This window comes from Aeromonas sp. s7(2024) (genome assembly GCF_040907825.1).
Taxonomy (GTDB): domain Bacteria; phylum Pseudomonadota; class Gammaproteobacteria; order Enterobacterales; family Aeromonadaceae; genus Aeromonas; species Aeromonas veronii.
In genome coordinates, this window is sequence record NZ_JBFOCM010000019.1 from 32,423 (window position 1) to 55,742 (window position 23,320).

Below are 23,320 nucleotides of genomic sequence, written 5' to 3' on the forward strand. Positions count from 1 at the left end.
CCTTCTTGTTGTTTCACACTTACGGTTTCAAATTGGGTTTGTAGGCCTGGCCGAGGCGCTCATTCAGGCGGGTCAGGAAATCCTCGATCCGCGCCCGGTTGGTGCCCAGATCGCTTTGCCCCTGACGGGAGGCTGATCGCATATCGATGCGGGTCTCTTTGAGGCCAGCAAAGACCCGCAGCGCCACATCATCCTGAAAGCCGAACCAGCCGGTGGTAACCACCGCATCCAGACCATCTGGGCTGGGTCGTACCTGCCAGCCCAGCTCCTGCATCAGTTCGTTGGCTTCAATCACCACTTCGGCAGGAGAGGCCTTGGTAAAGAGAGGACCGGGTTTTGCCTCAACTGCTTTCAGCGGTGCGCTATTTATTGGCAGATCCTGCGCCGTTCTGAGCTCTGCCGCCCAGCGCAGTTGGGGGGGATTGTAGGGATCTGTGCTCACATCGTTGATCAGCGGCATGCGCAGCGCCTGTGCCACAAAGGTCAGCGGTAGCAGCAGTGGCAAGGCGCCAAGGCCGCTGGCATAGCGGTTACGGCTCCAGGGCAGGCGTACCAGCAAGATCAGGGAGACAAGGGCTCCGATGAGACAGATCGCAAAACCGATCCACCAGGGCCAGAGATGAAAGCGGCTGCCGAGGGCGCCAGCGAGCGGGAGTAACCAGGCCAGCAGGGGCCACAAGCAAGAGCGGGGCATAGCACGGGATCCATCGTCGAATGTGGACAATGCCGAGAAGGATAAACTTAATTGCCTGATAACGTTAGTAAATTGATGAGAGTTTGGCGTGGTTTTGGTCAGTTTTGCGAGGGAGATGCAGAGGTCGGTGAAGCCCGCCTGACGGGAGCTTCACCGAGAAAATGGTCAGTTGCGATGACTTAGTTGCGATAGAGCACTTTGATCAGATGGAAGCCGAACTTGGTGCGCACCGGCCCCAGCACCTTGAGCAGTTCACCCTTGAAGACGGCATCGTCGAAGGGCTTGACCATATCCCCTTTATTGAACTCCCCCAGATCGCCGCTGCGTTTTGCAGAAGCGCAGGTAGAGAAGCGCTTGGCCATCTGGCCGAAGTCGGCTCCCTTCTCGATCTTCTCCTTGATCTCCAGACACTGTTTTTCGGTCTTGACCAGAATGTGCTGGGCACAGGCTTTTTTCATCGGGGCGCTCCTGGGAGTGATGGCGAAGGTTGTTAACGCCAGGGGTGGTGGCAAATCGGGGCGCAAGAGTACCCCAATTTGCCACTGGCGTCAGCCATCACAGCCCGCCCTTTATCGGCCGTATTATTGGCGAGCGCGGGTGGCCAGCACGGCGCGGGGACGCGCTTGCCAGATGATCTCCAGACCGAGCAGGGCGTAGAGGCTCCAGATGGCCAGCGGATTGAGCCACTCCCCCCCCAGTTGCAGGGTCATCAGGGCGCAACCTGCCAGCAGCAAGGTGATGCCCGGCAGCCGCCAGTGGACGGGCAGGGGGGCCAGCAGCGCCATCGCCAGCAGAATGCCGAGGCCAAACGGCAGGTTCAGGGCAGTAAAGGCCAGCGCCTGCTGGCCACTCATGCCGGTCAGCAGGGCCAGCAGGGCGCTGCAGCAGGCGAGAAAGGTGATGAACTCGAGACGATCGGCAATATAGTCAGCCATCTGTTCGCTACGTGCATGCATGATGTGTCTCCTTCAGTTGATGGTTCAAGTGTGAGGGAGGGACGTTCGCAAAGGCAGCGGGATAATTCGATTGTGCTGAACGAGCAATTCTTAATCACCCGCTACGGCGGGCTTTGGCGTGTGCCGGGTCTGTTAAACGGTGATGGTGGGGCGATGCCGACAAACTCTGTCGTGGTGGGTTTCTGGTGGTAAAGAGAGGGGGAGAGGTGACAAATGGTGCCTGACGACGAAGTGAACCTTGTTCAGGGCAGGTCAATTCGCCCTCATCGGGAAAGCGGGCGGCGTCATTGTCAGCAAAATGTGTGATTTGTGGTCAACCTCTTAAAAGATATGGTGAATTTGCCAATGGCGCCGCGCTGTCGCTGGCCGATGCCTATGTTAGGATAAGGTTCGCCATTTTTCTGGCGCGCATTTTTGTGTCACGGCCATGCACTGCATGGCGTGCTGCGCCGCATTCGGGGTTGGCCCGAAAGGGCGCTGGTTTCCTTCACCACAGATTCAGGAATATTGACCTTTGACAGGATGCATTTCATCCCTGCTGGCAGGGCGTTTACTGTCCGGCCCTGCGTTTCGCCGCGGCCTGCGGGTACTAGGGGTGGGCCTGTTGCTGTCGCTGCTGGCTTCGCCCGCGTTTGCTGCCAAGCTCACCTATCAGGTCAAGGGGTTGAAAGGGGAGAACAAGGATAACGTTGAAGCCTACCTCAATGCCCTGCCGGTCTATCAGGAGCGGCAATACCGTCCGGCCCGCGCCAAAATCACCGAGAGCGTGCAAAAGGCGCTGCAGGTTTATGGCTACTACCAGCCGAAAATCACCCTGAGCCGCGACAAGAAGACTCCGTCCAAAGTGGTGATTGAGGTGGACAAGGGGGAGCCGGTCATCGTCTCCCGCCTCGATATTCTGCTGGAGGGGGATGCAGGCAGCGACGAGCTCTACAGCGCCCTGCTGGACAAGTTGCCCCTCAAAGAGGGTGAACCCCTCAATCACGCCAAATATGAATCCATCAAGGCGGATCTGGGCAGCCTCGGGCTGGCCCGCGGTTACTTTGATGCCAAGCTGAGCAAGAGTCAGGTCAAGGTGTTCCCGGACAAGGGGACGGCAGAGATCTTTATTCTGTTCGAATCGGGCCATCGCTACCGTTTTGGCGAGATCCGCTACGATGCCACCCCCGAAGCGCTTCACCTGATCCGCCCGCTTATCAACATCAAGAGCGGCGACCCCTATCTCGCCATCCGTCTGGCCGAGATGTCGCAGGATGTCTCCTCCACCAAGCTGTTCCGTCAGGTCGATATCAAGCCGGTATTGAGCGAGGCGAGCAACTATCGGGTGCCCATTGCGGTGACGCTGGATAACCGGGTCGATCACGAAATCGAGGCAGGTATCGGTTACGCCACCGACGTAGGCCCGCGGATGAGTGCCACCTGGGAGAAGCCCTGGGTCAACCGCTACGGCCATCGCCTGTTTGCCACCGCCAAGGTGTCGGCGCCGGAGGCAGAGCTCAGCTTCGACTACCAGATCCCGGTGGGTAACCCGCTGCGGGACTACTACTCCATCCAGACCGGCTACCAGTACAAGGACAACAACGATACCCGCTCCGATCTCACTACCATCGGTGTACACCGCTGGACGCGGCGGCCGGAGAGCTGGGATCGGGACGTCTTTATCCGGCTGGAGAACGAGATCTATACCCAGGGCGCCGACGAGGGGAACAGCTTGCTGCTGATCCCCGGGGTCTCCTGGTCCCGACTGCGGGTGCGCGGTACTCTGGTGCCCGATTGGGGGGATCGCCAGCAGCTGACGCTGGAGTTCTCCGATCCCAGATGGGGCTCCGACATCAGCTTTATGCGGGTGTGGGGACGCAGCAAGTGGCTGCGAACTCTTGGCGATAACCACAGATTCCTGATGCGGGCCGAGCAGGGGGCCATCATAGGTGACAGCTTCTCGCTGGTGCCGCCTTCTCTGCGTTTCTTTACCGGTGGCGATCAGACGGTGCGCGGCTTTGGTTACGAGAGCATCTCCCCCACCGGGCCGGATGGCAAGCTGACCGGTGGCCGCTACACCAGCGTGGCCAGTCTGGAATACAACTACCGCTTCAGCGAGAAGTGGCTGGGGGCCATGTTTGTGGATGGCGGCACCTCCACCACCGATTACAGCGAGCCCTGGAAAATAGGTACTGGCGTCGGTGTGCGCTGGGTCACCCCCATCGGTCAGGTCAGGCTGGATCTGGCGGTCGGGGTATCGGAGGAGGACAAGCCCTTGCGGCTGCATTTCGCATTGGGGCCTGAATTATGATGTTGTCTAAACGCTTTTTTCTTTGGCCGCTGCGGCTGTATCTTGCGCGGGGGTCTGCATTGTGATCTGGCTAAAACGCATTTTTCTCTGGCTGATGGGGCTGGTGTTCCTGCTGCTCATCGGTGTCAGCCTGCTGGGCTTTACCCATCAGGGCAACAAGTGGCTGTGGCAACAGGCCAAGGGGGCGCTGCCCTCCCTCAAGGGGGAGCTGGTGGCCGGTCAGCTTGGCTATGGCTGGACTCTGGAAGGGGCGGGTTGGCAGGATGAGCTGGTGGATGTGACGGTGGATCGCGCCGTGCTCGACTGGGATCTCGGCAAGTTGCTGCAGGGCAAGCTCTGGATAAAATCCCTGGCGGTGACCCATCCGGTGGTCAAGGTAGCCGACTCCGAGCCTGCGCCGGAAGAGCCTTCCGAACCCTTTGTCTGGCGCCCGCTGCCACTCAAGATCCAGGTCGACAGCCTCAAGGTGGCCGATCTCGATCTGGCAGTGCCCGGCGTGGCTGTGACCCTGGGGTCCCTCGATATCGGCGCCACCCTCAATCGCAAGGGGCTGATTGTACGCGGCCCGGTGCTCGATAACCTGAAGGTGACGCTGGATGATGCGGCACCCGCCAGCGCAGCCAAATCTGCCAAGCAGCCGGCCGCTAACGAGAAGCGAGCCGGTGCTGCGGTGGCGCGCAACGACAAGGCCAGCGCCAAGACCGTCAAACAGGGCAAAGGGACGCCAGCTGCGAACACGGCAAAGGCTGCCCCCATTCTCCTGCCCGCCATTCATCTTCCTTTCCCCATCCAGCTGGAAGGGGTCAGCGCGACCCAGGTGCAATATAAGCAGGGCGAGCTGATTGAAGGGCTCGACAAGTTGCTGCTGTCGGCCACTGCTGCCGACGATCGCATCGAGGTGCGCGAGCTCTCGCTGCGCCACGCCATGGCCGATCTGGCGCTCAAGGGCCATATCCAGCTCAGTGACGACTACCCGCTGGCGGTGACCCTGGATGCCAAGGCACGCAAGGGGTTGCTCGGTGGCGAGCTGCTGGGGGAGCAGGCCACGCTGGCGCTGAGCGGTTCGGTCGGCAAGCTGGGGCTGGTGTTGTCGGCCAAGGGGCCGGTCGTCGCCAATCTCAAGGGCTCGCTGGCCGCTCTCGACCCGGATCTCCCTTTTGATCTGGCCCTCGACTGGAAGAGCCTCGGTTGGCCTCTTCACAAGCCTGCCAAAGATGAGCCGAGCTATCTGCTGGATAAAGGGAGCCTGACTGCCAAGGGCAAGCTCTCCGGCTATCAGTTTGCCCTCAATACCTCCGGCAAGGGAACCGATGTCCCCCCCTTCAAGCTCGCGCTGGACGGTAAGGGGGATCTGGAGCGGCTCAGCAAGATCGCCTTGCAGCTCAACGCCCTAAAGGGGGAGCTCAAACTCGATGGCAAGCTCGCCTGGAACAAGGGGCTCGAGTGGCAGGGAACCACCCTGTTCAAGGGGATCAATCCGGCCGAGCTGCTGCCCGAGCTGAAAGGGACGCTGGCCGGTGAGCTGGAGAGCAGTTTCGTGATGAACGAAGCGGGCCACTGGGAGCTGAAACTGCCCAAGCTCAAGGTTGATGGCAAGCTCAACCAGTACCCGCTGGCCCTCAAGGGGGAGCTTAGCGGTAACGACAAGATGGAGTGGCTGATCCCGGCGCTCTCGCTGCAAAGTGGCCCCAACCAGTTGCAGGCCAAGGGCAGTATCAGCAGCGCCCAGTGGAAGCTCGATGCCAACCTGCAGGCTCCCCAGCTGGGGGGCATCTATCCTGGCCTGAAAGGGGATATCAAGGGGCAGGTGAAGGTCAGTGGCAATCAGCAGACGCCAAAAATCGATGCGGATCTCGCCTCCGAGCGGCTCTACTATGCCGGCACCGACCTGAAGGGCATTACTCTCAAGGGCAATGCGGTGATCGGCGCCAAACCGGCCGGTGAGCTCGCGTTGTTGGTGGCGCAGCTGAAACAGGGGGAGACCAAGCTCAGCCAGCTGGCCCTGAACCTCAGCGGCGATATCAGTCAGCATCTGTTGACCCTGACCATGAAGGGTGACCCTGTTGCGGCCAATCTCAAACTGGGTGGCGGCGTGCGCGGGGATCACTGGCGCGGGGCGCTCTCCGAGTTGCGGCTGAAAACCCCGCTGCGCCGTTGGGACTTGAGCTCCCCTTGGGCACTGGATCTCGATCTGCCGCGTCAGCGGCTGGCGATGGGGGATCTCTGCCTCGGCTCCCAAGGGGCCAGCCTCTGCGTCAAGGGGAGTCAGGTCTCCGCTGCACAGGGCACTCTGGAGTTTGCTTTGAGTGAGTTTGATCTCAAGCGGCTACGCCCCTGGTTGCCGGACAACTTCCGCTGGCAGGCGATGCTCTCGGCCGATGGCCGCGCCAGCTGGCGTGGCAATCAGCCGACCCTGCATGCGGTGGTGCGCACCACGCCGGGCACTTTTGTGGCAGATGGCCTCAAGACCGACTATCAGCAGCTGGCTCTGGCCCTGGATTTCGAGCGGCAGCAGGCGGCCATTCGCCTCGATTTTGCCTCCAAACAGATCGGCAATATCGATACCGATCTGCTGATCAAGGAGCCCGCCGGTCGCGGTCTTCTCGGTGGTCAGCTCAAGTTTGACGATCTCAAGCTCAATACCTTCGCGCCGCTCATCCCTGAGGTGCGCTCCCTGCAAGGGATCATCTCCGCCGATGCCCGCTTCGACGGCACGCTGGCGGCGCCCCTGCTGTTTGGCCAGCTCAACCTGCGTGACGGTGAAGTGCAGACCCACTCCGACATGGTGACCCTGACCAAGCTGGTGACCCGCCTCAAGATCGAGGGCAACCGCGCCGAGCTCGATGGCTCCATGCTGGTGGGCAAGGGGCCGCTGGCACTGGGCGGCTGGCTCAGCTGGGCCAAGATGCCGGTCAGCGGCAGCCTCACCATTCAGGGCAAGGATCTGGAGGCGCAATATCCGGGCATGGGCCGGGTCAGAGTCTCGCCCGATATCGCGGTGTCGCTGGGGGAGGAGACCCGGATTACCGGTCAGGTGGATATTCCCTGGGCGCGCATTCTGGTCAAGAGCCTGCCGGATTCGGCGGTGGCGGTCTCCGACGATGTGACTGTGGTCTATGACGATCTGCCCCCGGCCCCCAAGCAGGCAAGTCTGCCGCTGGCGATGAAGGTGGCGATCCGCCTTGGCAACGATGTGAAACTTGATGCCATGGGACTGAAGACCGATGTCTCCGGCGGTCTCAATATCCGTCAGGATCCCGAGAAACCGCTGGCAGGCAACGGCCAGCTGGTGCTGACCAACGGCCGCTTCAAGGCCTATGGTCAGAACCTCATCATCAAGGAGGGGCGGATCCTCTTCTCCGGTCCGCTGGATCGGCCGTTCCTCAACATCGAAGCCAACCGGGATCCCGATACCATCGAGGGTCAGGTGACGGTCGGGGTGCGGGTGACAGGCCCTGCCAGCAAGCCTGAGATCACTGTCTACTCCGAGCCGCAGATGGCGCAGTCGGAACAGCTCTCCTATCTGCTGCGTGGCAAAGGGTTGCAGACTGGCGGTGAGGATGGCGGTTTCAACGGCCTGCTGGTGGCCGGTGCGGTGAGTCAGGCCAACGGCGTGGTGTCGAGCATTGGCGAGTCGCTCGGGATGAGCGATGTCTCCCTCGATACCGCGGGCAGTGGTGACAACACCCAGGTGACTCTGTCGGCCTATCTGCTGCCGGGCTTGCAGTTCCAGTACGGGGTCGGGGTCTTCAGTCCCATCGCCGAATTCAAGCTGCGCTACGAGGTATTGCCACGGCTCTATCTGCAGGCGATGAGCGGAGTGGCCCAGGCGGTCGATATCTTCTATCGCTTTACTCTGTAACGCTTCATCCCGTAACAGGGCTGATATGAACGTAAACGGGAGGCGCAGGCCTCCCGTTTTTTTATTGCGCGATCGGCCGCGGGCAAGCCGTGATAAAGGTTGGCAGTGCAGAGGGAGAATGAATTGCGATGGGCCAAAAATGCGAAAACCCGGCGCGAGGCTGGGTTTTCTGAATGATGGTGGAGGGAGAAGGATTCGAACCTTCGAAGGCAGAGCCGTCAGATTTACAGTCTGATCCCTTTGGCCGCTCGGGAACCCCTCCACGGTGTATTGCTTTCAACTTGTCGCACTTGAAATGGTGGAGGGAGAAGGATTCGAACCTTCGAAGGCAGAGCCGTCAGATTTACAGTCTGATCCCTTTGGCCGCTCGGGAACCCCTCCACAAGTGCGAGGCGCATACTAACAGATCTTCCGGTTTTGTGAACCCCCAAGCAGGATTTTTCCATTAAAAGAATTGGATTTGTGGCCGATAACCAGTGAAATCGCCATTTTCGAGAGTTATCTCATGCTGCCCAGTTCAATCCGTAATCACCTGCTCGTTGATGAGGGCCAGTTGGGGCAGCGCCTCAACCGTGACCTGCAGCATGGGGATCGGGCTGATTTCCGGTTGCATCTGGCCCTGCTGACCGATGCGGTGGAGGAACAGCCCTGGTTTGATGCCAAACCGGCGGCCACTCCCCAGAGCCGTGACTGGCGTCTGCACTTTGAGCTGAGACCGGTAGAGGTGCTGGTGGCTGAAGGGGCGGGGAGTGACTGCAGTGCCATCAATGAGCGGCTGCAGCAGGGGGGAAGTATGGTGGATGTGCGGCTCTGGCTGGCGCTGCAAACACCGCCGCTGGCGGTCAAACAGCCGCTGCTGGATGAGGCTGTCTACGACAACCTGTCGCCGCTGGCGCGGGAGCGGTTGCAAGGAAAGCTGGCCGATATGCCACGCCAAGAGGATCCGCTGGTATTGCTGCCGATCCTCGATCGTTTGCAACAGGGGGTGGATACCCGGTTGCACTGGCTCAGTTGATGGCGCCTGTTCACTGGTGTAACGCGATGCTTGTTGGCAAATCACAGGCAACAAAAAGGCGGGTAACCCCGCCTTTATGCTCTTTAGAATTTTTAGCCTTGCGGCATGCTATCAAGCGTCAGCTTCATCCGGTTGCGGCTGCTCTTTGAGGGCGGCATTGGCACGACGGGCAATCGGCTTTTCGGTGTGACGGTTGAGTTGGCGCTCCAGTTTTTGCCCCAGTTCGTTAATGGCGGCGTAGAGATCCTCATGCTCTGCCTGGGCAAACAGTTTGCCGTTGGGGATGCCAGCACTGGCTTCGACAGTGAACATCAGACGCTCTTTGGAAACAATCACATGGGGTGTGATGAGAGGCACCTGAAGACGTTCGAGCTTTTCAAAACGGGATTCGATGCGCTCGCGGATAGCCGGGGTGATGTCGATGATTTTGCTGGTAATTTCGATTTTCATATTGGCCCCCTTCGGGTCGTCTTGCTTGTGTCTTCACCTTCAGATTACTCATTGGTAAAGATTGAAATGTGATCTATGTCACATAACCTTCCCTTGGCTATTCAGCAACTTATAAATTGTGATCTTTTCCGGTTTCGTGCCAAAAACAGCTTGAGCTCCATGAAACTGGCAGGCAGTATGACGGGAATAGGATCGTTTCTGTCCCTTCTTGGCAGCACTTCGTGTCGACCTCATGCCCGGTTTCCACTGCTTGATATCGCATGTTTGTACTCTTCCCTCGCAACCTCTGATCTGATGAGCGGATGCAGGGGGCGTTGCTATGCCTGATTGGACATCAAACGTGGTTGGTTGTTGTGTTGGAGTGGTAAATGAAGCAGCAGGCCACGCAAGTCATGTGGTTTTTCGATCGGCAACATGATCAGTGGAGTCTCTCTGATCAGGGGGCCTACCAGCAGTGGCAAGGGGAGGGCAATCATCCTTGGGCCGCTCGCTTGTTACCGGAAGACGAGGCAGGCTTTGCCGACTTTCTCGTCCGGCTTCATGAATCACATCTGCCTGAACAGTTCATCGGTCATCTGAAAGATGATCAGGGGCAGCTCAACCATGTGCTCTGGAGCGGCCAGTTTGTGCCCACCCAGCAGATCTGCTGTGGCTGGCTGGCCCCTCTTGATACCGCCAACAGTGCAGTATCCTCTCTCAACCTCTCTTTGCCGTTGCTGCAAACCACCCTGCTCACCCAGTTGGCGCAGGCGCTCTCTGCCCGCACTGGGCTCGATTTCTTCAATACCCTGGTCAGCCAGCTGGCCCATATCCTCAAGGTGGATGCGGTCTGGGTGGGTGAGTTGTGCGGTGCCGACCGAGTCAAAGTGCTGGCTGCCGACGGGCTGGCGCAGAAGGACTATCTGCTGGCGGGATCCCCCTGTCAGGAGCTCTACAAGCAAGGGGCCATCTGTTTCGAGGTGATCGACGAGTCGCAGGAGTATCAACCCTGGCTGGCGGTCGGGCAGACTTATTATGGTCAGCCGCTGTTTGATGCCAGAGGCCAACTTCTGGGCCATCTGGCGCTGCTCTATTCGGCCCCGGCAGATACCAGCAATCTCACCTCGGTGCTCAATACCTTTTCGGTACGGATGGTGGCCGAGCTGGAGCGATTGCAATCAGATGCCCAGATGCGCCTCTCTGCCGTTGCATTCGAGACCCACGAAGGGATCATCATTACGGATCCGGGGTTCAAGATCCTGCGGGTCAACAACGCCTTCAGCCAGATCACCGGCTTTGACAGCCAGTCGGTGCTGGGCCTGCATCTGGAAGAGGATCTCTGGCCCAATTTGGGGGGGCTCGGCTACGAGCTCAATACTCTCAGTCGCTGGCAGGGGGAGACCCAGCGTCGCCATGTCGATGGTCACACCTATCCCCAGTGGGAGATAGTGACGCCGGTGCAGGACGAGAAGGGGGTGATCAGCCACTTTGTCATCTGCTTCGAGGATATCTCCGAGCGCAAGGCGGCCGAGCGACGCATTCAGGATCTCGCCTATTACGACGAGCTGACCGGATTGCCCAATCGCCGTCAGCTCCACGAGACTCTGGTGCAGACCTTCAACGAGGCGACCCGTGATGGCTTGATTGGCGCGCTGCTCTTTATCGATCTCGATCACTTCAAGACCATCAACGACTCCCTCGGCCACGCTACCGGTGACTGGCTGCTCAAGGAGGTCGCCGCCCGTCTCAAACGGTTGGTGCGGCAAGGAGATTGCCTGGCCCGCCTCGGCGGTGACGAGTTTGTGTTGCTGCTGCCATCGCTCTCGGCCAGCCCGCCCCAGGCGGAGATGCAGGCCGATGTCATTGCCGAGCGGCTTATCACCGAGATTGCCGCTCCTTATACCTATGTGGGGCAAGTGCTGCACATCGGCGCCAGTGTCGGCATTACCCTGTTTCCGGATCGGGAGCAGGGGGTCGATGATCTGCTCAAGCAGGCGGATACCGCCATGTATCAGGCCAAGTCCGCTGGCCGCAAGACCCGTCGCTTCTTCGATGCCTCGATGCAGCAGCAGGCGGATCGCCGTCTGCTCATTCACAACGAATTGCGCAACGCCCTCAGCCAGCAAGAGCTGACCCTCTACTATCAGCCCCAGCATATGGTCGATGGCGGCGATATCATTGGTGTCGAGGCGCTCATTCGCTGGCAGCCAGCCGGTCGCTCGCTGGTCTCGCCGGCCGAATTTATTCCCATTGCCGAGGAGACGGACCTGATTGTCGATATCGGCAACTGGGTGCTGCACGAGGCGTGCGCCCAGTATGTGCTGTGGGAGGAGAACGGCATCCACATTCCGCAGATCTCGGTCAACGTCAGTGCCAAGCAGTTCCATGCCACCGACTTTGTCGAGCGGATCCACGATGTGCTGGCGCAAACCGGCATGGATCCGGCCTGCCTCAATCTGGAGATCACCGAATCCGTGGTGCTGGGCCATGCCGAGGACACCATCAGCAAGATGACCGAGCTCAAGGAGCTCGGCATCAGCTTTGCCATCGACGATTTTGGCGCCGGTTACTCCTCCCTGAGCTACCTCAAGCGGTTGCCTGCCGATGAGCTCAAGATCGACCGCTCCTTCATTCAGGACATCCCGAAAGATGGCGACAACATGGCCATCGTCGAGGCGGTGATCGCCATGGCGCGACATATGGGGTTCAACGTCACGGCGGAAGGGGTGGAATCCCGCCAGCAACTGGAGTTTCTCAAGGCGCAGGGGTGCAGTTTCTATCAGGGCTATCTCGCTTCCAAGCCGCTGCCGGTGCCCTATCTGGAGAAATATGTACAGCGGCTGACCAGACCGGAGCAACTGCGCGAGATGCAGCTGAGCGAGTCAGAAAAATAGTCCCTGCTCCCCGCTGTAGCGCTGCCCGGCAACGGGTAGAATGAGAGGCAGTAGACCCACCGCCACCGGGCGGTGTATTGCCCTCAATGGAGATGTTCAGTGAAAGCTGTATGGGGAATTGTTTTGTCGGCGCTGTTTGTGCCGACCCTGATGGCGCAGACTGCCGACCAGACGCTCTACCGTCAGGCATATGACGCCGTACGGGCCAATGACCAGGCCCGTTTCCAGCAAATTCGTGCCCGTTTGACCCATTACCCCCTGCTCCCTTACCTCGACTACTATCAGCTCGCCTTTCGTCCGGGGGCGGCGGATTACAACGATGTGACCCGTTTTATCCGCCAGCATGGGGATACCCCCCAGTCCAACCGACTGGAGCGCAGCTATCTGACCTATCTGGCCCAGAGCCAGCAGTGGTCGCAGTTCCTGCGCTTCTATCCGGCCAAGCCGAGCTCCACCGACTTGCTCTGCATGCACTATCAGGCGCTCTATTACACCGGCAAGCCGAAAGAGGCGTTGCAGGGGGCGGGCAAGATCTGGATGAGCGGCCAATCCCGTCCCGATGCCTGCTCCCCGCTGTTCCAGCTGTGGCAGGCATCCGGTCAGCGAACCCAGGAGAAGATCTGGCAGCGGATGACGCTGGCGTTCGAGGCGGAAAACCCCAATCTGATCCGCCACCTTGGCGCGACCCTGGGTAGCGGCTTGCAGAGCTATGGCGATCAGATGGTGACCCTGTTCGAGCAGCCAGCCAAGGCGATGAACCCGGCCTATTTCAGCAGCAACCCCTATTCCCGCAAGCTGCTCTCCCTTGGTTTGACCCGCTATGCCAATCAGGAGCCGGAGTCGGTGCTGCGCCAGCTTGCGCTGTTTCGCAGCCGTTTCGGCCTGACCCAGGCCGAGGTGAAACCGGTAGAGCGTGCGATTGCCCGCCGCCTGCTGCTGGATCGCTCCATAGCCCAGCGCAGCTGGGTCGACAGCACGGTGAAAAAGCTGGCGGATCCCGACATTACCGAGCTGCGGGCACGACTGGCCATCTGGGAGCAGGATTGGCGTGGCCTCTCCGGCTGGGTGAAGATGATGCCGATGGCCCGTCAGAAAGAAGATCGCTGGCGCTACTGGATGGCGCGCTCCCTTGAAGTGCAGGGGCAGCAAAAACCGGCGCGGGATCTCTATCTGGAGACTGCCAACCTGCGCGGTTTCTACGGCTTTATGGCCGCCCAGCGCACCGGGGTGCCCTATCGCATCAAGAACCAGAGCGTCAAGCATGTACCGGACTGGCGCACGGCCAGCCAGCGCTGGCCCTTCCTGTTGCGGGTGCGCGAGCTGCTGTCGATGAACGAGATTGCGGCGGCCCGCTCGGAGTGGATCCACAATATGGATCGCAATCCGGTGGCCCAGCGCATCGAGTTTGGTCATATCGCCCTCAATCAGGGCTGGCACGAGCTGGCCATTCTCGCCAGCATTCGCGCCGAAGCGTGGGATGCTCTCGACCTGCGCTTCCCGCTGCCGCTCAAGCGCACCTTCTCCCAGATGGCGCAAGAGCGCACCATGAACACCAGTTTGCTCTACGCCATCTCCCGTCAGGAGAGTGCTCTCTATCCGCTGGCCCAGTCGCCGGTGGGGGCGCGCGGTCTGATGCAGCTGATGCCTGCTACTGCCAAAGAGACTGCCGGCAAGCTGGGGGTGCCCTATCGCAACGAGCAGCAACTGTTTGATCCGACGATGAATATTCGTCTGGGGAGCGCCTATCTCAAGCGCTTGCTGGATGTCTATGACGGCAACCGGATCCTGGCTGCTGCTGCCTACAACGCCGGGCCAGGACGGGTAAAACGCTGGCGAGAGCAGAGTGACAACAAGCCGATGGACGTGTGGGTCGAGAGCATTCCCTACAAGGAGACCCGCAACTACGTGCAAAACGTGTTGTCGTTCGATCTCATTTATCAGCACAAGCTGCAGCAGCCGCTGCGCTTCATGTCAGAGCGGGAGCTCAATCACGCCTATTGAGTCGGGGGCCGCAAGCCGGCCCCTGTTTTCAAATTTCCCTGCTGCCGGGTATCATCGGGTAAGGTTTTGTTACCAAAGGAAACATGCCTGGTGACCTGGCTCCGGGAATTGCATCAGGCCGCAGGGTATACTCGGGCGTCGGCATCGACAGGTTCCCCCACAATAAAGGAATGGATAGTGGCAACGATTAAAGACGTTTCTCAGCTGGCAAATGTGTCTATCTCCACCGTGTCGCGGGTTATCAACAACACGGCACAGGTAGCACCGGAAAAGCGTGAGGCCGTACTGGCGGCCATGAAGGAACTGAATTTTCGACCCAACAGTTTTGCCCAGGCACTGGTCAGCAAGCGTTCCAACTGCATTGGCGTGCTGGTTGGCGACCTCTGCGGCGGTCCCTTCTTTGCCCAGATGATGCGTGGCATCGAAACCATGGTCGATCAGGCCAACAAGTTCACCATCGTCATGTCTGGCAACCATGATATCGCGCGCGAGCGTCACGCCATTCAGGCGCTGCTGCAGCGCCAGTGCGATGCGCTGATCCTCCACAGCAAGGCGCTCCCGGACGAGGAGCTGAGCGAGCTGGCGGCTGGCTCTACCCCCATAGTGTTCATCAACCGTCAGGTGCCGGGCTTTGAGGATCGCTGCGTCTGGCTCGATAACCAGGCGGGGATCACCACCGCGTGCCAGCACTTGCTGGATGCCGGTCATCGCAACATCGCCTTTATCACCTCCGATGATGAAGAGTTTGTCGATGGTCAGCAGCGGATGGCCGGTTACACCCAGACCCTGGCCAGGGCCGGGATCGCCTTTGATCCTGCACTCGTCAGCCGCGCCTTTGCCGACGAAAATGGCGGCTATGTGGCGATGAGTGAACTGCTGGCCCGTGGTGTCGAGTTCACTGCCGTGCTCGGTTTCAACGACGGCATGGTGGCGGGGGCGATCTCTTGCCTGCTGGAGCGGGGTTACAAGATCCCGCAGCAGGTGTCGGTGGTGGGGTTCGACGATATCCCCTACGCCCGCTACATCTATCCCAAACTCACCACGGTGCGCTACCCCATCGAGGAGATGGGCAGCCGCGCTGCCGAGCTGGCGCTGCGTCTGCTCGATCACAAGCCGGTGGACGGCCTGGCGCTCAAGTTTGAAGCCCAGCTGGTGGAGCGTGAGTCAGTCGCCTGATGTGCGTCAAACAGTGAACAACAAGGTGGCCCCATCGGGGCCACACTCTTTTCTGCGTTATCTCTCTAATCCGCCATTTATCCCGCCAGGGCGATCCGGTGTTGACGGCGCGCCTCCACCCCTTCTGCCACCATATCGAGCAGCTGCCTTGTCTGTTCCCAGCCGATACAGCTATCGGTGATCGACTGGCCGTAGCGCAGCGGTTTGCTGCCAATCTCCTGACGCCCTTCGCCGATAAAACTTTCCACCATGATGGCGGCGATGGCATGGCTACCAGCACCCAGCTGGTCGGCAATGTCACGGGCAACCAGCAGCTGGCGGGCATGCTGCTTCTGGCTGTTGCCGTGGCTGCAATCGATCATCAGCCGGAGTGACAGATGATGCTGGCGCAGCAAGTCGCCAGCCTCTGCCACATGACAGCTCTGATAGTTGGGCTGGCGGCCACCGCGCAGGATCAGGTGGCAGTCGGGGTTGCCATGGCTGCGCACCAGTGCCAGCTGGCCATCACCGGAAGGCTGGGTATAGAGGTGGGCCGCTCGGCTGGCGAGGATCGCCTCTACCGCGATCCGGATATTGCCGTCGGTGCCGTTTTTAAAACCGATGGGGCAGGGGAGGGCGGAGGCCAGTTGGCGGTGGAGCTGGGATTCGGTGGTGCGGGTGCCAATGGCACCCCAGCTGATGAGATCCCCCAGATAGAGCATGCTGGTGAGATCGAGAAATTCGGTGGCACAGGCGAGCCCTTCCTGCCCAAGTGCCAACAGTAACTCCCGAGCCTGGGTTAGTCCCTTTTCCAGTTGATCGCTGCCATCGAGGTCGGGATCGAAGATAAATCCTTTCCAGCCGAGCGTCGTGCGCGGCTTTTCGAAATAGGTGCGCATCACCAGTTGCAGCTGCTCCCCGTATTGGCCCTGCAGTTCAGCGAGCTGGCCACCATAGTCGCGGGCGGCTGCCGGATCGTGAATGGAGCAGGGGCCGATCACCAGCAGTAGGCGATCATCCTCTCCCTGCAGAATATGGCGGGCTTGCTGGCGGCTGCGTGCGATTTGGCGAGTAAGCCGTGCCGGACAGAGTCTGGCCTTTAACATCTCGTCAGGGGTGGGCAATGTGGCAAGGGGTGAAGCATTCAGAAGTGAGGTGAACATGAGCGATCCTGATGACAAATGGAAATCTGCATGCTCTTTGCTGTCCAGTGGGGATCTTCCCCTTATTCTCTTGGTTAACAGAGCGCGGGCATGGGCCCGCGCTCTGTTATATCGGCCTTGGCTACCTTAGAAGCGGGCTGAGCCGCTGACGTAGTAGCTGCGACCCGGTTCGACGTTCTGGAAGACAGTATCTTTCTCTTGCAGGCGCACGTCGGTCAGGTTGTTGATCCCCAGTCGCAGGTCAAAGTTCTCGGTGACCTTGAAGCCGGTGCCGAGATCGAAGGTCTGATAGCTGGGCAGCTTGTGCAGTACGACAACCTTGTTGACGGTCTGCTCGGCAAACTGGGTGCCGGTGTAGGTGGTGCCGACAAAGGCATTGACCCGCTCGGTGGCCTGCCAGGTGATCTTGGCATTGGCCTTGTGCTCCGGCCGCTCGGGCAGTGCCTGACCCTGATCGCCTTCAGCCTTGAGGTAGGTGTAGTTGGCGCCAAGGTTGATATCGTCGGTCAGATCGAGCTTGCCGGTCAGCTCCAACCCCTTGGTGGTGGCCTTCTCCAGGTTGTACCAGGTGCGGTCAGTGGAGTTCGGCAACTGCTTGAAGGTGAGCATGTCGTCGATGTCGGAGTAGAAGAGGGTAGCGCTGGTCTCCCAGATCCCTTCTCCTGCGATGACACCCAGCTCGTAGTTGGTGCTGGTTTCCGGCTTGACCTTGTCGCTGCCATAGATGCGGCAGCTGCCGCCGCAGCTCTCGATGCTGTAGCCGTTGGAGTACTGGTGCGGCGCCGGTGCCTTGAAGGCCTGGCTGACACCGCCTTTCACTGTCACCACATCGTTCATCTCATAGACCAGATAGCCGCGCGGGGTGAAGTGGCTGCCGTAGATCTCGTGGTGATCGTAACGGCCGCCCAGCGTGAAGGTCAGGCTGTCGGTCAGGCCAATTTCGTCCTGAGCGAACAGCGCCTCCTGGGAGTGACTCTCCTTGCCGCCGATATCCTTGTAGCTCACCGCATCCACCAGCTCCCGATCCAGATATTCACCACCCAGGGTCAGGTAGTGGTTAGCCAGTGCCAGGTTGGTATAGCCCTTGAGGGTCAAGGTGTTCTCTTCCAGCTCCCGTTGCTGCGGGGCAGAGTAGCTGGTGTTGAAGTCGTCGATCTGGGAGCTTTCATAGTTGGCCATGACGGTGGTGTCACCCCAACTCCAGTTCCCCTTGTGGGTCAGGCCAAACAGGTTGCGATCGTTCTGCTGCTGGCGGCTGTGCACCTTGTTGCCGGTTTTGCGGAAGATATCGAGAGGCCGCTCATCCTGGTTGTAGAGGTAATCCAGCTCGAAGCGTTGCTGCTCATCCACCAGCCAGCTGAGGGTGGAGGCGAAGTTGCGGGTCTGCTTGGCTTCGATGAGCGGGATGCCATCGGCCGCTTCGGGCGGAGTCCAGGCCTGACGGTCGTACACTTCGCCATTCATCCGGATCAGCAGGTTGTCGGTCAGCGGGCCGGTAAAGCCCAGGTTGGTTCTGTGCTGATCGCCGCCATCTTTGCCCTCGATGGCCTTGAAGTCGGCATCGGCTGCCCCTTGCCAGGTTTTGCCCGGCTGCTTGGTGATGATGTTGATGACACCACCGATGGCATCGGAGCCGTAAAGTGCCGACATGGGGCCACGGATCACCTCGACCCGCTCGATCATGCCAAGGGGGACCGGGGTGTTGTCGAAGTTGCCACCGCGCCACAGGGCATTGGAGGAGGAGAGGCGTTTGCCATCCACCAGCACTAGCGTGTACTTGCCGGACATGCCGCGAATGCCGATATCGCTGCGGCCATTGGTGTCAGCTTCAGCCTGAATGCCCACTTCGTGGCGCAGCAGGTCGGCAAGATCATTGACGGGCGCGGCGGCGATCTGTTCTGCGGTGATGACAGAGATAGAGGCCGGTGCCGAGCGGGTATTGTGCGCCGTGGTGGTGACGGTAATCACCTCATCGGCTTGAGGGGCGTTGCTGGCGGCGATCGCTTGCTGGGTCAGCAGGGTGACGATGGTAGTGGCCAGCAGGCTGGGAGCAATAAAACGGGAGGTTGAGGATTTCATTATTTACATCTTCCATAATATACAAATGATAAGCGTTATCATTATCAAATTGAATTTGCTCCGATCGCAACTCTTTTTTATCGGCGAAGTTAAGTTTCGTTCGTCACCCTCTTTTGACTAAAAAGAAGTTAATGAAATTGATTCTCATTTGTATTGATCGTTATTTCGCTCCTTGTTAGGATGCCGTTCACCCTGACATCTGGTGAGTCAAATGACTCACTTTAAGTCGTGTCAGGCAGTGATTCATTCCAAGGAGTAGCACCGTCATGTGTGACCATGCACTGGAAGGAGAGTGGCCCGCCACAGCGGCCGGGTTGGATAAAGTGTGCTGTTTTGCCAGCGGTGACAGGGTACTGGTCGCTTCCGGTATCCACGACAGTTTTACCGGCATTCCACCGGAAAAACTGCTCGCCCATCTGCGTCAGTTGCGCCAACAGGGGATGGACAATCCCATCGCCATCGGCGCCATTCCGTTTGATACCCAATCCCCCTGGCATCTGGTGATCCCGGCGCAATCGCAGTGGGTTGCAAGGGATGCCCTGTTGCCCGCCCGCTGTTGCCAGCTCCATGGTGCGGTGAGTGAAGTGACCGGCGCTGCCCACTATCAGGGGGCGGTGCGGGCGGCGCTGCAGCAGTTTAGCGAGGGGAGGCTTGAGAAAGTGGTGTTGTCGCGCGCCATCGACGTGCAGAGCGCAGAGCAGACCTCCCCCGCACACGCCTATGGCTCTCTGCTGGCCCAGAATCCGGGCGCCTATGTGTTCCAGATCCCGCTGCCGGATGGGGAGACCCTGCTTGGCGCCAGCCCCGAGCTGCTGGTATCGCGCAGCGAGATGGCGGTGGTGAGCAATCCGCTGGCGGGATCCCGTCCGCGCCACGCTTTTCCTGATCAACCGGCGGCCAGTGCCGAGCTGCTGGGGGCGCAAAAAGATCGCTATGAACATGCGCTGGTGGCCGATGCAGTCGCTGCGGCCCTCGCTCCCTTCTGTCGCGAGCTGGACGTCCCTCTGGAGCCGCAGGTGATCGCCACTCCTACCATGTGGCACCTCTCGACCCGCATCGCCGGACGGCTCCATGAGCCCTCTCCCGTGCTGGCTCTGGCGCTGGCGCTGCACCCGACACCGGCGGTGTGCGGCACGCCGCTCTCGGCAGCGCGTCAGGCCATCGCCCGGCTTGAGGGGTACGATCGCCGCTTCTACTGCGGCGCCGTTGGTTGGATGGATGCCGATGGCAATGGCGAGTGGGTAGTCACCATTCGCTGTGGCGTGCTGGCCGGCAGGCAACTGCGGCTCTATGCCGGCGCCGGGGTAGTGGTGGGCTCCTCGCCGGAAGCGGAGTGGCAGGAGACCGCCGCCAAGCTCGGCACCATGCTGCGGGCGTTTGGCCTCGAGAGCCGGGAGCCGGAGGTAACTGCATGAAGCCGCTGGTGCCCTTTACCCCCTGGCCCGCCGAGCTGGCGGCCCACTACCGGGCGCAAGGGTGGTGGTGCGGACAACCGCTCACCGCACTGCTCGATGACTCCGCCGCACGTTATCCCGAGCGCACGGCCCTGATCTGCGGCGAGCGAACCCTCAATTATGGCCAGTTAAAGCGTGAGGTCGATGCACTGGCGGCGCGGCTGGCTGCGCGCGGGCTGGGCCACGGCGATACCGCGCTGGTGCAGTTGCCCAACTGCGCAGAGTTCTATATCTGCTGGTTTGCCCTGATCCGCTGCGGAGTGGTGGCGGTGCACGCCCTCTACAGCCATCAGCGGCGCGAGCTGGTGGCCTTTGCCCGCCAGATTGAGCCCGCCTTGCTGGTACTCAGCCCCTCCCATCCCGGCTTTGCCGGTGAAGCTGGGAGCCTCGTGGCCCTTGATGAGCTGGTATCGCCTTCCTGCCAGACACTGCTGTTCGAGCAGGCAGAAGGCTCCGATCTTCAGTCAGGATTTGCATGGTGTCAGCCTGACCCGATAGCCCGTGCTGATGGTTCGCCGCTGACGGCTATCGAGCCAACTCCTACCCCGGCCGATCAAGTCGCTTTTTTCCAGCTCTCCGGCGGCAGCACCGGCACCCCCAAACTGATCCCCCGTACCCACGATGACTATGGCTACAGCGTGCGCCAGAGCGTAGCGGTGTGCGGCTGGGATGAGCGGGTGATCTATCTCTGCGCTCTGCCAGCGCCCCACAACTTTCCCCTGAGCTCCCCCGGGGCACTCGGGGTGTTTTATGTCGGTGGCTGCGTGGTGCTGGCAAAGGATCCTTCCGCCGCAACCTGTCTGCCGCTGGTGCAGCGCCATCAGGTCAACTGGGCGGCACTGGTGCCACCGGCTCTGGCGCTCTGGCTGGAGGCGGCCAGCCACTATCCGCAGACCTCTCTGGAGTGTGTGCAGGTGGGAGGTGCGCGCCTCAGCCCGGCTCATGCCGAGGCGGTGGCGAGCCGCCTTGGTTGCCGTTTGCAGCAGGTGTTTGGCATGGCCGAGGGGCTGGTCAACTACACCCGCATCGAGGATGACCAGTGGCACATCGTCAATACCCAGGGCCGTCCAATGAGCCCGGGCGACGAGGTGGAAGTGAGGGATAGCGACGGGCGCCCCTTGCCCGATGGTGAGTGCGGCGAGCTCTGGACGCGTGGCCCCTACACCTTTCGCGGCTACTTCAAGGCTGATGCCCACAATCAGCGGGCTTTTGACCGGGACGGTTTCTACTGCACCGGCGATCTGGTCTGCCGCTTGCCCGGCGGTCATCTGATGGTGGTGGGGCGCAACAAGGATCAGATCAACCGGGGTGGCGAGAAGATCGACGCCCTCGAGATTGAAGAGCTGTTGCTGACCCACCCGGAGGTGCGGCAGGCGGCGCTGGTCGCCATGCCCGATCCCATGCTCGGGGAGCGCAGCTGCGCCTTTTTGATGTGCCGCGAGCCCCTCAATCTGCCCCGTTTGCGCCGTTTCCTGCGCGAGCAGGGGGTGGCCGATTACAAACTGCCCGATCGCTTGGTGCTGGTGGAGCAACTGCCCCACACCCCGGTCGGCAAGATAGACAAACAGACGCTGCGCGAGCAGCTCGCCAAGGAGTGTGCATGACCATTCAATCCCTCGCCGCCTATCCGCTGCCTACCGCAGAAGAGCTGCCAACCGGGCGGGTAAACTGGCCCTTCGAACCGGGCCGTGCCGCTTTGCTGGTCCACGATATGCAGCACTATTTCGTCGATTTCTACGGGCCGGGCAATCCGCTGATCAATCAGGTTATCGACCATATCGCCACCCTGATCCGTCAGGCGCGAGTTCTTGGCATGCCGGTGGTCTATACCGCCCAGCCCGCCGAGCAGAGCCAGGCCGATCGGGCGCTGCTCAACGACATGTGGGGGCCGGGGTTGACCCGGGCGCCGGAGCGTCAACCTATCGTTCCGGCGCTGGCGCCCGAGCCGCAGGATACGGTGCTGACCAAGTGGCGCTACAGCGCTTTTTGCCGCTCTCCACTGGCCGAGCTGATGGCCCAATGGGGGCGAGATCAGCTGGTGATCTGCGGCATCTACGGCCATATCGGGGTGATGCAGACGGCGGTCGATGCCTTTATGCGCGATATTCGCCCCTTCCTGGTGGCTGATGCCATCGCCGACTTCTCCCGCGAGGATCATCTGTTGGCGCTCTCCTACGTCAGCCGCAATGCCGGTCGGGTGATTACCGTGGCCGAGGTGATGGCGGCCAGCAAACGCCCCATGACTCGCGAATCTCTACGCGCTCAGGTGCTGGCACGGTTGCCCGCCGAGATGCAGCAGGAGCAGCCCGCCGAGGATGACAACCTGCTCGACTACGGTCTCGACTCGCTGGCGGTGATGGGGCTGGTGGAAGAGTGGCGTCAGCGGGGGCTGGTGGTGGAGCTGGCCGAGCTGGCCCGCACGCCGACCCTGGCTCACTGGTGGGATCTCCTCTCCCGTCAGCACAATGTCAGTCAACCCAATGTCAGTCAGGCCACGGCTTATCAGGTCAACGAAGAGCACGTCAGCGAACCGGAGTGCACCCCATGAGCGAGTGGCAAGGCAGAACCATCTGGGTGACCGGCGCGGCGCAGGGAATTGGCCATGCGGTGGCGCGCACTTTTGCCGAGGCAGGAGCCAGCGTGGTGGCGTTCGATCTGCAACTGGCCGAGGCACTGCCCGGCAACATGAAGAGGGTGGTGATCGACGTGAGTGACAGCGAGGCCGTGACCCGCTGCTGCGAACAGCTGCTGGACGAGGGGCTGGGGCCCGATGTGCTGGTCAATGTCGCGGGCGTACTGGCGACCGGCAGGATCGATGAGGTGGATGACGCCCTCTTGCAGCGCACCTTCGCCATCAATACCTTCGCCCCCTTCTACCTGATGCGGGCCCTGACCCCCTGGTTTCAGGGGCGGCGCAGGGGCGCCATCGTCAATGTATCCTCCAATGCTGGTCGGGTGCCGCGAGTGGGGATGGGCATCTATGGCGCCTCCAAGGCGGCGCTGACCAGCCTCACTCAAACGGCAGGGCTGGAACTTGCCCCCTATGGGGTGCGCTGCAATCTGGTGTCACCGGGCTCGACCCGTACCCCGATGCTGTACGGCATGTGGCAGGAGGGGGAGGCTGAGCAGCGGGAGGGAGAACAGCGCACTATCGCGGGTCTGCCCGGGCAGTTCAAGCTGGGGATCCCCCTTGGCAAATTGGGTACACCCGACGAGGTGGCTGCCTGCGTGCTGTTTCTCGCCTCCGATGCGGCCAGCCATATCACCCTGCAGGATCTGGTGGTCGATGGCGGTGCCACCCTGGGGGTTTAGCCGACGCGCTGCCGGT

16 protein-coding genes and 2 tRNA genes are annotated in these 23,320 nt (G+C 60.7%); 10 read left to right on the forward strand and 8 right to left on the reverse strand.

The features are described 5' to 3' along the window. Positions 1-19: 19 nt before the first annotated feature. From AB5Y73_RS08150 to AB5Y73_RS08160, 3 genes are all read right to left on the reverse strand, one after another. Positions 20-694: a DUF1499 domain-containing protein gene (locus AB5Y73_RS08150; protein WP_100654087.1), complete on the reverse strand. Its 675-nt coding sequence runs from the start codon at positions 692-694 to the stop codon at positions 20-22. 179 nt (positions 695-873) lie between these two features. Beyond that, positions 874-1,152 carry a peptidylprolyl isomerase gene (locus tag AB5Y73_RS08155; RefSeq protein ID WP_005334269.1) on the reverse strand — a complete coding sequence of 93 codons (279 nt, stop codon included), beginning with the start codon at positions 1,150-1,152 and terminating at the stop codon, positions 874-876. A 123-nt stretch (positions 1,153-1,275) separates the two neighbouring features. Further along, on the reverse strand, positions 1,276-1,650 hold the full coding sequence (locus tag AB5Y73_RS08160) for a hypothetical protein (RefSeq protein WP_043818464.1): 375 nt from the start codon (positions 1,648-1,650) through the stop codon (positions 1,276-1,278). Positions 1,651-2,164: 514 nt separating this feature from the next. On the opposite strand from AB5Y73_RS08160, the gene AB5Y73_RS08165 reads away from it, so the two are divergent. Together AB5Y73_RS08165 and AB5Y73_RS08170 are read left to right on the forward strand one after the other, a co-directional pair. Continuing rightward, a complete protein-coding gene (locus AB5Y73_RS08165) occupies positions 2,165-3,940 on the forward strand; it encodes an autotransporter assembly complex family protein (protein WP_107685130.1) in 1,776 nt (591 codons plus the stop codon). A gap of 61 nt (positions 3,941-4,001) precedes the next feature. Beyond that, positions 4,002-7,802 (forward strand): translocation/assembly module TamB domain-containing protein, encoded by a 3,801-nt coding sequence (locus AB5Y73_RS08170; protein WP_107685131.1) that lies wholly within the window; start codon positions 4,002-4,004, stop codon positions 7,800-7,802. Positions 7,803-7,979: 177 nt separating this feature from the next. Here the strand turns inward: AB5Y73_RS08170 and AB5Y73_RS08175 are convergent. Together AB5Y73_RS08175 and AB5Y73_RS08180 are read right to left on the reverse strand one after the other, a co-directional pair. Next, positions 7,980-8,064: transfer RNA gene (locus AB5Y73_RS08175), tRNA-Tyr, on the reverse strand. Positions 8,065-8,098: 34 nt separating this feature from the next. Beyond that, positions 8,099-8,183, reverse strand: a tRNA-Tyr gene (locus AB5Y73_RS08180). Positions 8,184-8,307: 124 nt separating this feature from the next. Here AB5Y73_RS08180 and AB5Y73_RS08185 point away from each other — a divergent pair. Next, complete coding sequence (locus AB5Y73_RS08185; RefSeq protein ID WP_107685175.1) at positions 8,308-8,817, forward strand: VC2046/SO_2500 family protein; 510 nt, start codon at positions 8,308-8,310, stop codon at positions 8,815-8,817. Positions 8,818-8,928: 111 nt separating this feature from the next. On the opposite strand, the gene raiA is transcribed toward AB5Y73_RS08185, so the two are convergent. Beyond that, complete coding sequence (raiA, locus tag AB5Y73_RS08190) at positions 8,929-9,267, reverse strand: ribosome-associated translation inhibitor RaiA (RefSeq protein WP_005334257.1); 339 nt, start codon at positions 9,265-9,267, stop codon at positions 8,929-8,931. 368 nt (positions 9,268-9,635) lie between these two features. Between raiA and AB5Y73_RS08195 the strand changes: the two genes are divergently transcribed. From AB5Y73_RS08195 to AB5Y73_RS08205, 3 genes are all read left to right on the forward strand, one after another. After that, complete coding sequence (locus AB5Y73_RS08195) at positions 9,636-12,140, forward strand: bifunctional diguanylate cyclase/phosphodiesterase (RefSeq protein WP_181497187.1); 2,505 nt, start codon at positions 9,636-9,638, stop codon at positions 12,138-12,140. Positions 12,141-12,239: 99 nt separating this feature from the next. Beyond that, positions 12,240-14,141 carry a transglycosylase SLT domain-containing protein gene (locus AB5Y73_RS08200; RefSeq protein WP_040066126.1) on the forward strand — a complete coding sequence of 634 codons (1,902 nt, stop codon included), beginning with the start codon at positions 12,240-12,242 and terminating at the stop codon, positions 14,139-14,141. A 177-nt stretch (positions 14,142-14,318) separates the two neighbouring features. Continuing rightward, positions 14,319-15,317 (forward strand): LacI family DNA-binding transcriptional regulator, encoded by a 999-nt coding sequence (locus AB5Y73_RS08205; RefSeq protein ID WP_040066127.1) that lies wholly within the window; start codon positions 14,319-14,321, stop codon positions 15,315-15,317. Positions 15,318-15,394: 77 nt separating this feature from the next. Here AB5Y73_RS08205 and AB5Y73_RS08210 read toward each other — a convergent pair whose 3' ends face one another. Beyond that, positions 15,395-16,459 (reverse strand): 3-deoxy-7-phosphoheptulonate synthase, encoded by a 1,065-nt coding sequence (locus AB5Y73_RS08210; protein WP_368147451.1) that lies wholly within the window; start codon positions 16,457-16,459, stop codon positions 15,395-15,397. 126 nt (positions 16,460-16,585) lie between these two features. Further along, the gene (locus AB5Y73_RS08215; protein ID WP_107685134.1) at positions 16,586-18,538 is read right to left on the reverse strand and encodes a TonB-dependent receptor; all 1,953 of its coding nucleotides are present in this window, start codon (positions 18,536-18,538) and stop codon (positions 16,586-16,588) included. Positions 18,539-18,804: 266 nt separating this feature from the next. On the opposite strand from AB5Y73_RS08215, the gene AB5Y73_RS08220 reads away from it, so the two are divergent. Genes AB5Y73_RS08220 through dhbA form a run of 4 tightly spaced genes read left to right on the forward strand, consistent with a single transcriptional unit; the run spans position 18,805 to position 23,304 of the window. Beyond that, positions 18,805-19,953, forward strand: coding sequence for an isochorismate synthase MenF (locus AB5Y73_RS08220; protein WP_107685135.1), 1,149 nt, complete (start codon positions 18,805-18,807; stop codon positions 19,951-19,953). Continuing rightward, the gene (locus AB5Y73_RS08225; RefSeq protein WP_107685136.1) at positions 19,950-21,596 is read left to right on the forward strand and encodes a (2,3-dihydroxybenzoyl)adenylate synthase; all 1,647 of its coding nucleotides are present in this window, start codon (positions 19,950-19,952) and stop codon (positions 21,594-21,596) included. Before AB5Y73_RS08220 ends, AB5Y73_RS08225 begins: the two co-directional genes overlap by 4 nt. Next, complete coding sequence (locus tag AB5Y73_RS08230) at positions 21,593-22,540, forward strand: isochorismatase family protein (RefSeq protein ID WP_107685137.1); 948 nt, start codon at positions 21,593-21,595, stop codon at positions 22,538-22,540. Before AB5Y73_RS08225 ends, AB5Y73_RS08230 begins: the two co-directional genes overlap by 4 nt. Further along, positions 22,537-23,304 carry a 2,3-dihydro-2,3-dihydroxybenzoate dehydrogenase gene (gene dhbA / locus AB5Y73_RS08235; RefSeq protein WP_107685138.1) on the forward strand — a complete coding sequence of 256 codons (768 nt, stop codon included), beginning with the start codon at positions 22,537-22,539 and terminating at the stop codon, positions 23,302-23,304. Before AB5Y73_RS08230 ends, dhbA begins: the two co-directional genes overlap by 4 nt. Positions 23,305-23,320 lie beyond the last annotated feature (16 nt).

Excerpts from the sequence above, each read along its gene's own strand:
- AB5Y73_RS08150 (WP_100654087.1), bottom strand. The coding sequence starts at position 694 with ATGCCCCGCTCTTGCTTGTGGCCCCTGCTGGCCTGGTTACTCCCGCTC.
- AB5Y73_RS08155 (WP_005334269.1), bottom strand. The coding sequence starts at position 1,152 with ATGAAAAAAGCCTGTGCCCAGCACATTCTGGTCAAGACCGAAAAACAG.
- AB5Y73_RS08160 (WP_043818464.1), bottom strand. The coding sequence starts at position 1,650 with ATGCATGCACGTAGCGAACAGATGGCTGACTATATTGCCGATCGTCTC.
- AB5Y73_RS08185 (WP_107685175.1), top strand. The coding sequence starts at position 8,308 with ATGCTGCCCAGTTCAATCCGTAATCACCTGCTCGTTGATGAGGGCCAG.
- raiA (WP_005334257.1), bottom strand. The coding sequence starts at position 9,267 with ATGAAAATCGAAATTACCAGCAAAATCATCGACATCACCCCGGCTATC.
- AB5Y73_RS08195 (WP_181497187.1), top strand. The coding sequence starts at position 9,636 with ATGAAGCAGCAGGCCACGCAAGTCATGTGGTTTTTCGATCGGCAACAT.
- AB5Y73_RS08210 (WP_368147451.1), bottom strand. The coding sequence starts at position 16,459 with ATGTTCACCTCACTTCTGAATGCTTCACCCCTTGCCACATTGCCCACC.
- AB5Y73_RS08215 (WP_107685134.1), bottom strand. The coding sequence starts at position 18,538 with ATGAAATCCTCAACCTCCCGTTTTATTGCTCCCAGCCTGCTGGCCACT.
- AB5Y73_RS08220 (WP_107685135.1), top strand. The coding sequence starts at position 18,805 with ATGTGTGACCATGCACTGGAAGGAGAGTGGCCCGCCACAGCGGCCGGG.
- AB5Y73_RS08225 (WP_107685136.1), top strand. The coding sequence starts at position 19,950 with ATGAAGCCGCTGGTGCCCTTTACCCCCTGGCCCGCCGAGCTGGCGGCC.
- AB5Y73_RS08230 (WP_107685137.1), top strand. The coding sequence starts at position 21,593 with ATGACCATTCAATCCCTCGCCGCCTATCCGCTGCCTACCGCAGAAGAG.
- dhbA (WP_107685138.1), top strand. The coding sequence starts at position 22,537 with ATGAGCGAGTGGCAAGGCAGAACCATCTGGGTGACCGGCGCGGCGCAG.